8 protein-coding genes are annotated in these 6,452 nt (G+C 35.8%); 1 reads left to right on the plus strand and 7 read right to left on the minus strand.

The window, feature by feature from the left end; translation table 11 throughout:
- Positions 1-138 precede the first annotated feature (138 nt).
- The 5 genes from AB8P06_RS19415 to AB8P06_RS19435 all read right to left on the minus strand — a co-directional run bounded on the left by AB8P06_RS19415 (position 139) and on the right by AB8P06_RS19435 (position 3,472).
- Positions 139-948 (minus strand): glucose 1-dehydrogenase, encoded by an 810-nt coding sequence (locus tag AB8P06_RS19415; protein WP_369844104.1) that lies wholly within the window; start codon positions 946-948, stop codon positions 139-141.
- Positions 949-1,023: 75 nt separating this feature from the next.
- Positions 1,024-1,497 carry a GNAT family N-acetyltransferase gene (locus AB8P06_RS19420; RefSeq protein ID WP_369844106.1) on the minus strand — a complete coding sequence of 158 codons (474 nt, stop codon included), beginning with the start codon at positions 1,495-1,497 and terminating at the stop codon, positions 1,024-1,026.
- 38 nt (positions 1,498-1,535) lie between these two features.
- Positions 1,536-2,153: a DUF1684 domain-containing protein gene (locus tag AB8P06_RS19425; RefSeq protein ID WP_369844107.1), complete on the minus strand. Its 618-nt coding sequence runs from the start codon at positions 2,151-2,153 to the stop codon at positions 1,536-1,538.
- A 45-nt stretch (positions 2,154-2,198) separates the two neighbouring features.
- Positions 2,199-3,071: an AadS family aminoglycoside 6-adenylyltransferase gene (locus AB8P06_RS19430; protein WP_369844109.1), complete on the minus strand. Its 873-nt coding sequence runs from the start codon at positions 3,069-3,071 to the stop codon at positions 2,199-2,201.
- Positions 3,071-3,472, minus strand: coding sequence for a hypothetical protein (locus AB8P06_RS19435; RefSeq protein ID WP_369844110.1), 402 nt, complete (start codon positions 3,470-3,472; stop codon positions 3,071-3,073). Before AB8P06_RS19435 ends, AB8P06_RS19430 begins: the two co-directional genes overlap by 1 nt.
- 262 nt (positions 3,473-3,734) lie before the next feature.
- Between AB8P06_RS19435 and AB8P06_RS19440 the strand changes: the two genes are divergently transcribed.
- Positions 3,735-4,987 (plus strand): IS3 family transposase gene (locus tag AB8P06_RS19440; protein ID WP_369844112.1). Its coding sequence is split into 2 segments (ribosomal slippage): positions 3,735-4,062 and positions 4,062-4,987, totalling 1,254 coding nucleotides; the frame shifts between segments, so codons are not numbered across the junction.
- 263 nt (positions 4,988-5,250) lie between these two features.
- On the opposite strand, the gene AB8P06_RS19445 is transcribed toward AB8P06_RS19440, so the two are convergent.
- Entirely contained in the window at positions 5,251-5,655 is a 405-nt protein-coding gene (locus AB8P06_RS19445; RefSeq protein ID WP_369844114.1) for a hypothetical protein, read from the minus strand.
- A partial coding sequence (locus tag AB8P06_RS19450) for an RHS repeat-associated core domain-containing protein (RefSeq protein WP_369844116.1) occupies positions 5,652-6,452 on the minus strand: 801 nt, incomplete at its 5' end. The genes AB8P06_RS19445 and AB8P06_RS19450, both read right to left, overlap by 4 nt.

The following is a 6,452-nucleotide window of genomic DNA, read 5'->3' on the forward strand; positions in this document are numbered from 1 at the left end:
TAAGTGATGAGTTGAGGGTTGAGAATACCCGATTTAGCTTAACTTAAATTTCAGCTTTGATTGTTGATTACTGAAAACCAAAGTTTAAACTTAATATTTTAAACTCATAATTCATCACTCTTAACTCATAACTAGATTTCATCCTCCGGTTGAGAAACTTTCAAAGGTGGTCATTCCGCCGTCTACGAATATGCTTGTTCCGGTAATATAATCGGCTAAATCGCTCGCGAGAAATGCCGCCAGATTTCCGATATCCTGTGGTTGCCCGATTCTATTGTAAGGGATGAGATTAAGGAGAGAATTCAGAGCTTCAGGAGTTTCCCACGCACTTTTATTGATCGGGGTCTGAATGGCTCCGGGACAAATGGAATTGACACGGATCTTATCTGCACCGTATTCCTGGGCAAGAGTCTGCATCAGCATTCTTATGGCACCTTTACTGGATGCATAGTTGGCATGGCCGGCCCAGGGAATGATTTCGTGAACGGAACTGATGTGAATGATTTTCCCGCAGGCAATCGAGCGTGAAGGATCTATCCCGCGACGAAGAAATTCTTTGATGGCTTCTCTTGCACAGAGAAACTGCCCTGTTAAATTCACCCCGATGACAGCATTCCATTGATCGATGGTCATTTCCGTGAATTTTGAATCTTTCTGAATTCCGGCATTATTGACCAGGATATCTACTGTTCCGAATTCTGAAACGACATCCTGAAACATTTTAACTACCTGATCTTCTTTAGAAACATCGCACTGATAGGTGATCCCTTTTCCGCCTGCATCTGTAATCTCTTTTAAAACAGCTTTTGCCTCATCCGTTGATCTTTCTGAAGAGTGATTGACCACGACTGCAGCTCCGGCCGAAGCTAAAGATTTTGCGATTCCTGTTCCTATTCCGCTGGAGGCTCCTGTAACGACAGCCACCTGATTATGAAGGGATATTTCCATACGTTTATGATTTGAGGTTACTCAAAGTTAGTGGAAAGAATCACGCCAAGCAGCAGAATTGAGTTTAAAATTTTCTTAAAGTTTTTTATACATGAGATACTGCGGACCGCTTCTGCCAATTCTTGTTTTGCCGTCATATTGATATCCTACTTTGATATAGAGATGGTAGGCCGAACTGTTATTCTGATTGACGGCTAAAACGATTTCGTCACAGTTTTTGAAATGTTCCCTGATGAAATCATCTATTTTGATCATGGCAGCTTTACCAACACCTTTTCCCTGAAACTGCGGGTTTACGGATAAGGATCTTACGAGAACGGAGTTTTCATTATCGGTGAGATCAAGCTTATCATCACCAAAATCCAGCACAAAAAATCCGGCAGGTTCCCTATCATCAAAAATGGTAAGCGGAAATGCTTTGCCGTCATTGCGTTCTCTGATTCTTTGTAATGCCTGCTCAGCGGTTGAGGTATATTGTGACTGATTTTCATCTAAAGTATAACTGACCCCGGGTAAATCTTCCGGTTTGAAAAACTGTAAACTGATCATATTTTGTGAAATTTCTTAATTTTTTGGATCTTGAATTATCAATGATGGTAGACATCTTCATACATTACACCTGCGCGGATCTCTACCGGTAATTTATTTTCATCCGGGACGACAGGACAATTGTAATCGTAAGCGTTATAGGCACAGTAAGGCTGGTAAGATTGATTAAAATCGAGAACAACGGTATTTCCTTCCGGGATGGTAAGATCCATATATTTTCCGCCGCCGTAGGTTTCTTTTCCATTGGTGGCATCACGGAAAGGTAAGAAAAGGTAGTCTTTGTATTTTTCCTGTTTTATCAGATCCAGGCTTTGGTATAGAGTTAAAGTATAAGGTTTCCCATCGAGCTCAAAGTTTAGTTTTCCGTATTCCCTGTAGGTTTTGGTTTTTCCTGAAGAGGTGGGAATTTCAAAGGGCTCGGCATTTTCTGTTTTCACGATCTTCGCGACAACCCTGTATTTTAAATCTATGGGAAAGAACGGGTGCTTTTTAAACCTGGTTAAATTATCTCCACGCAGGGGTGTTTCTTTAGGATTCAGGTATTCTGCATTGAGTTCTTTCTGGAATTTTTTAATCTCTTTGATTTCTTTTGAAGCCGTTTTTTGTGAAAAGACAAGCCACGGAAAAAGAAAGAATATCAATATATATTTGCTCATAGCTTAAAATAATTAATGAGATGTAAAGCTATTAAATTATAGGTTTCAAAAAAACGATCTGCCTGATTTTATCTCGTTAAGATATTTCCTCACTTTATTTTCATGCTCTGTAGGATATGCGGTATTGAGCTTCACTGAAAGATCAAGGCCAATCTCATGTACAAGATCTGCATACACCAACAAAGCATTCCAGTTGTCTTCAACAGAGCTTCCGGAAAAGGTGGCTTCAATTTTCGTCCAAAGATCGGCTGACAAGTATTTTTTGAAAAGCCTGCTGTGTTTATTGGTTGTGATATTCCAGCTGTTTTCACTGGCGATAAACCATTCCAGAAGAGGAACGAGATAATCTGTCCTGATGACATTTTCACTCATAAATTTAGCATAAAAAATATCTTCGCGTTTCAGGCATTTTGCCACATAAGTGGTATCCCACCAGAAATTGTTGAGCAACTGCTGAAATCTCTGCTCTGAAGGTTTCTGAATCATGATGGACTGATAGGTAGGAGGTTTTAAATCTTTCGTGAGATCATCTTTATCCATTAAAACTTTATAGCCGACATCCCAATCTTCCGGGAGATTTTCTTCGTGTACTTCTTTGATGAATTCTGATTTCCGGTACAGCTTAAAATCTACTTTTACGTGGTCTTCATACAAGACCATTTTCATGGCGTATTTATTTTCAAAGCAGGTTTCATCTTCTTCTATCATAGAAATGGGATTTCCAAAAAGCTCAAGCCATTTTTTATCTTCTTCATAGGCTTTCATATTCTCAAAAACCAGCTCAATATCAAGATCACTGAGATCATCTACGGGAGCATGGGGATTTACCAGCGAACTGGTGAGTAAAACGGCCCGGATATCTGGGTTTGCCTGTGCCCAGCTTATAATTTGCGCCAGCTTTTCGTCTCTTGCTTTCATCAGTAAGATTCTGAAATTTTCACCCGGTAAACATCCATCGAATTTCTTTTGATCGATTCTACAAAGAAGCCGCCCTCTTCGGCAATCACTTCCCTGAGATCAAAGCTTTTACAGTCTTTCGGAAGACCCGAAAATATCAACGTAAACCAGAAATCTTTCATAAAGGGAACGGGCGTCCAGTTGGGAACCATCGAAATATTTTCAGCATGGATAAGCTTGCTCTGATGCTCAGACTGGTTATCAAAAAGATAAGTGGTATGCCATATCCTGATGAGGTTTCCCAGAAACGGTGATGCCGGGAAGCAGCAATGCACAATGACCTTCTTTTCCTCTTCTGTTTTCGTCTGAAGAGATTCAAGGATTTCTTTAGCAATAACGGGCTTTACAACTGTTTCTTCCACAATATTTTTATGAATAATAAGTACCTGATGATGAATATGATGTTACAAATTTATTCAAATTAAAGTTAATAAAATACACTTTTGCTGATCCTAAAAGCTATTTTCTGCTGGTAAAGAGGGGCTAAGAATGATATTCTGAGGTTCGGGATGGGTCTGTTGCGGTCTTAAGTTGCTCTACCGCGTCTTGAACTTTAAATTTCAAGTCTATACTTGTCTCGTCCTGAAAAAGGTTGACTAAAAAACCATAAAACCAGTCATCCTTATGCCATTAAAAAAACCATGTGTCCCTGTACAAGAATACAGTGAGGCATTTAAAAGGCAAGTTGTCTCTGAATATGAACGGGGATTATATACCAAATCCCAATTACAAACTCGATACCACATTCGAGGTCATGCATGTATTTCCAAGTGGTTAATAAAATATGGTAACTTTACTTATGAAAAACAATTAAGTAAAGGCAGACCTATGAAAGATCCCCAGAAACAAAAGATTAAGGAGCTTGAAGCAGCATTGGCAAAAAAAGAAGAAGAACTTAAAGTGTTTAAGAAATTTATAGAAATCGCTGAACGTGAACTGAAGATTGAAATTGTAAAAAAGTCTGGTTCCAATCAATCCAGGAAATAAGGGCAAATACCAGACTTTCACTGGAAAGTATCTGCCAATTGTTTGGATATAGCAAGCAAGCTTATTACAAAAGGAAAAACCAATCTGTTTTAAGGAATAATGATGAGAGAGTTATAGAGTTGGTATTATCAATTCGTAAAAAGATGCCTAAAATAGGCACTCGAAAACTTTACGTCTTACTTAAGAAAGATTTTGAAAAAGAACATCTTCATATAGGAAGAGACCAGTTGTTTAAGATTTTACGATCACATTATCTTTTAATACCCAGAAGGCATAGTTACTTTAAAACAACAAATTCCAGACATTGGATGAAGAAATATCCCAATATCGTCAAAGAAAAAGAGCTGGAATGTTCAGAGAAAGTCTGGGTTGCAGATATTACCTACCTGAAGACTAAAGAGAAGAATTATTATCTTCATTTGATTACCGATGCATATTCAAAGAAAATTGTAGGATATGAATTAAGTGATAATTTACAGACCAGCTCCACATTGAAAGCACTAAAACAAGCTATAAGGAACCGGATGTACAAGCATTCCTTAATTCATCATTCAGACAGGGGTCTGCAGTATTGTAGTAAAGAATACACCGCAATACTAAAGAAAAATGATATTCTTATCAGTATGACTGAGAACTCGGATCCTTATGAAAATGCTGTAGCTGAAAGATTGAACGGTATTCTGAAATATGAATTTGGATTGGTTGATACCTTTGAAGATTTTAAAAATCTCTCACGACAGCTTGAGCAATCAATTTACTGTTATAATAATTTTAGGCCTCATTTTTCCCTAAATTATAATATTCCTAACCAAGTGCATATGAAAAATAATGTGAAATTAAAAACCTATAAAAAACAAAATCAGAATAGGAAAATTCCTACCCTGATTTAAGTATATTTGAATTAGTAAACAAGTCAACCTTTTTCAGGACTAGTCAATTCTAAGGCACGAGCGAGACGCTCGCGATAGCAGAGAGTATATAAGAAACCTTGTACCATAAAGATACAAAAGTAGTCTTTTTGATTACTCTTGTTTTGATATCATCATTCTTAAAGTAAATTACATATCTGAAATGCCATATATATTCTAGTAAAACTGTACCTCAACTGAAAATATAGTTACTAATTTCAAAAAACATTTTCCTTTTTTATTAATTAGTCAATAAGATTTATCAACTCCCCAATGTAAACCTTTTTATTATTCATATTGTATTTCTTTGGAATATTAACTATATATTCATTTTTCTTTGTATAAGAATCTCCTTTTTCTAAAGTAATAGTTGAGTTATTAACACCTTCATAGTTCTTAATAAAATCATATACTGGTAAATTATTTTTATCAACAACAAATAAAGTGTCATTATTATGAATATTTTTTACTACATAAAAATTTGATTGATCTATCTTTAAAGCAGGATAATAACTAATTAGCTCTATGTAAATTCTTTCTTTAGGTTCAATCAAAGTTGATGATTCTATCTCCTTTTCCTCTAAAGAAATATTTTTATTTTCTTTACAAGAAATAACAATTAAAAAAGTACAAAAGATTATTTTTTTCATTTTTCTAGTCTAGGATTAATTTTCTTATTATTTAGTTTACCAGTTTTATACAATCTATTCATTCTTTGTAACTGTTGCATAGTGAGCCCTGTTACCTTCATGTTACCTTGATGCATAAAATTATTTTTAGGCACATCCCATCCAGGAAAATAATTATTAAGATCAAAAAAACCTTCTCCTATTTGTTCCTTAGGGTGGGGTAGCCCCGCAGTATGACCAATTTCATGTGGCATAAACTTATTATTTTTACCATTTATTGCGTCTATTGCGTATTCTTCATTCACTGATATTTCTTTTCCGTTCAATGTATAGGCATTTGCCTTTTGACCATTTTTAAATGCATCAAATTCTGGAGCAGTAGAATCTTTTATTTCGATTAATGTATCTGTATTTTTTAAATCTTCTTTATCGTCAATTGTTCTAATATTTATATTTGCAGAAACAGTAATATTTGGATTATTATCTATTTTATTAAAAATTGCCTCCGTTTGTGATTGGATGGCACTAGCAAATTTTTTCATGTCAATTTTCTTATTTGAAGAGCTATTTAATACGGCTCCTGTAAATGTTAATTGATAATGAGTTGTGTTTGTTTTTTTATCATAACTTTCAGTTATAGTCCAATCTCTTCCATCTGGATCTACATATTTTACAGGATTATTTGCTGCATAAACATAAGGTGACATTTCTGGGTGTTTCTCCGCCAGCGGGTCAACAGCTCCCCATCTACCAATATCCGGCATATAAAACCTTGCACCATAATCATACATTCCGGTCTCCTGTAATTCCTTACCGTT

It is taken from the genome of Chryseobacterium tongliaonense (assembly GCF_041224435.1).
GTDB lineage: Bacteria > Bacteroidota > Bacteroidia > Flavobacteriales > Weeksellaceae > Chryseobacterium > Chryseobacterium tongliaoense.

What these genes read in the sequence shown, in the direction of transcription:
- AB8P06_RS19430 (WP_369844109.1), bottom strand. Translation starts at nt 3,071, where the DNA reads ATGAAAGCAAGAGACGAAAAGCTGGCGCAAATTATAAGCTGGGCACAG.
- AB8P06_RS19415 (WP_369844104.1), bottom strand. Translation starts at nt 948, where the DNA reads ATGGAAATATCCCTTCATAATCAGGTGGCTGTCGTTACAGGAGCCTCC.
- AB8P06_RS19420 (WP_369844106.1), bottom strand. Translation starts at nt 1,497, where the DNA reads ATGATCAGTTTACAGTTTTTCAAACCGGAAGATTTACCCGGGGTCAGT.
- AB8P06_RS19425 (WP_369844107.1), bottom strand. Translation starts at nt 2,153, where the DNA reads ATGAGCAAATATATATTGATATTCTTTCTTTTTCCGTGGCTTGTCTTT.
- AB8P06_RS19445 (WP_369844114.1), bottom strand. Translation starts at nt 5,655, where the DNA reads ATGAAAAAAATAATCTTTTGTACTTTTTTAATTGTTATTTCTTGTAAA.